Origin of the sequence: Streptomyces sp. NPDC005899 (assembly GCF_040629645.1) — a bacterium.
GTDB lineage: Bacteria > Actinomycetota > Actinomycetes > Streptomycetales > Streptomycetaceae > Streptomyces.
The window spans coordinates 1-2223 of the sequence record NZ_JBEXWB010000604.1; the positions used below are offsets into that span (position 1 = coordinate 1).

Annotated in this window: 2 protein-coding genes; one reads left to right on the forward strand and one right to left on the reverse strand. The window is 77.3% G+C overall.

The genetic code is table 11. The features are described 5' to 3' along the window. The coding region (locus ABZ371_RS31920) for a DUF6350 family protein (RefSeq protein WP_358686285.1) at positions 1–1833 on the reverse strand (1833 nt) is incomplete at its 3' end. A 164-nt stretch (positions 1834–1997) separates the two neighbouring features. On the opposite strand from ABZ371_RS31920, the gene ABZ371_RS31925 reads away from it, so the two are divergent. After that, on the forward strand, positions 1998–2223 hold a 226-nt coding region (locus ABZ371_RS31925), incomplete at its 3' end, for a helix-turn-helix transcriptional regulator (protein WP_358686283.1).

The following is a 2223-nucleotide window of genomic DNA, read 5'->3' on the forward strand; positions in this document are numbered from 1 at the left end:
CCCCGGCCCGGGGGGGGGGCCCCCGGGCCACCCGGCACCGGGGCCGGTCCGTTCGCCGGGGTCCGGCGTGGCCGCACCCCGGGGATCGGGGGACGGCGACGGGGCCACGGGAGCGGGAGGCGCGGGCCAGGGGGCGGCAGCGTCCTCCGGAGCAGGGGGTGGCGGAGGGGATACGGGAGCGGGGTGCACGGGGTCGGCGGGTGCGGCCGGATCGGGGGTCGGGAGGGGGCCGGGCAGCGGCGGGAAGTCCGCCATCAGGCCTCCGGAGCGCCTCTTCAGCGACGCCCACCTCGCCGTCCGCGCGCCCTCCTCGTGCCAGGGGTCGGCCGACAGGAACTCGTACGGTGCCGCGTCCCCGTCCTGGTCCCCCGCGTGCCTGCCCGCCTTGCCCGCGCGCTCGGCGTCCGCTCGCCGCGGCCACCACGTCGCCGCCCGCGGCCCTGGTTCCTCCTCCCGATCCGTCCCCTTCACAGCCTCGGCCTCCGCACCCGCCTCCGTGCCGGGCTCTTCCCGGGCCGTGGCCGGTCGTGCGTTGCGCGGGCTCTCCCGCGTGAGCGGCGTTTGCTCCCCCGCGGCGGCCCGCAGGGTGTCGCGTCGCCACTGCCACCCGTGAGCCCGCAGCCGCCAGGCCCTGAGCAGCAGAGCCGCGGGCACCCCGATCACCGCCGTCCAGGCCAGTGCCGCCGGGCCCACGTGCCACCACACCGGTCCGAACTCCGCCAGCGCCCCGGTGCCCAGCGGGCCGCCCGACGCCGCCGCCAGCACCGCCGCGGCCGCCCCGCACCCGACGGCGGAGAGCGTCGCCACCACGGCGGTCCCGCCCGGTTCCCAAGCCTCCTCGCGCACCCCGGTCACGGGCACCGCCGCCCGGGCCGTGACCCGGGCGGCGATCAGACCGGCCACGACGGGACACGCCACCGCCGCCCAGTTCAGCGCCGTACCCGGGCCTGGGGAGGGAACCGCCGCGAGCAGGGGGAACTCCGGGAGCGCGGGGTGCCCGGTGACGGCCAGCGGCATCGCGGTGGAAGCGGTACCGAGGTCGAAACCGGGGCCGAGGCCGTAGGCGGCGCCCCACATCGCGGCGTTCGGCAGGAGGGCCAGCGCGAGCAGGAGGACGGCGACCCGGCCGGCCCAGTCCGCCGACAGGGCCGTGAGCGATGCCTGCGCGTCCCCGGCGTTCCGGGCCAGTGCCACCGCGACGAGGAGCGTCCCGGTCCCGAGCAGGGCCACGACCCCGGCGGCCGACGACCGCAGGACCGCGTCGGTCCCGGCCCGGAACCGCGGACGGGCCGCCGCCTCCTGGAGGCTCAGGGGCGACCGGGCGAGCAGCGGGCCGAGGGGGCGTCCCCGTGCCGTCCACAGCCCCACCGCGGCCGCGGTGGTCACGACCGGCGCGAGCGGGAAGGCGAGCGAGGACCGCTCGGCGGGCAGTCCGCCACCCTGCGCGTACGCCGCCGCGGCCAGGGCCACCAGCAGGTATCCGGCGCTGACCGCGCACAGCACCGCGGCCGCGGGGTGCCGCGCCGCCGGCTTCTCGTCGGCCTCCGCTGAGTCGCGGGCCGCCCGGTGCAGCAGCCACAGCGGCAGCACCACGAGCAGCAGCGGGACGGTCCCCACGGGCGCCGGGCTCCCACCGAGGGTGTCGGAGCGGACGAGCTCGGCGCCGTGCGCGAGCAGCCACAGCCCGGCCGCCACCCGCAGGGCCCCGTCCGGGCCGCTGTCCGGGTACGGGGAGATGATCCAGAGCGCCACGACGAGGACGGCCAGCGAACCGAGCCCGAGCCCCGCCGCCAGCGCTCCGCGCACGAAAGCGGAGGCCAACGCGGCCGGCATGCTCCGCCCGGTCGGCAACGTGAGGCTGCGCTCGGTCACTTGGGTCACCCGGCCATGGTCCCAACGACACGCGCTTATTTCGTGTAACGGACTAATAGCCGCTGTGTCGCTCAATATACGTTTATGTACTTTTTCACCCAGTGCAGTGTCTTGAAGGACCCGGAATGACACGGAGCACCCCTGACCCGGCCCGTTCCACGGAGCAGTTGCCTTCCCCCAAGGAGCGCCGACGGCTACGCGAGGCCCGTGCGTTGAGCCAGGATCAGGTCGCGGCCGCCCTGGGCGTCACCACGGCGACCGTGCGTGCCTGGGAGAAGGGGCGCACCAGCCCGCGGGGGCGCCGACGTGTCGCGTACGCCCGGCTGATCGGCTCCGCCGCGCGACCCGCAA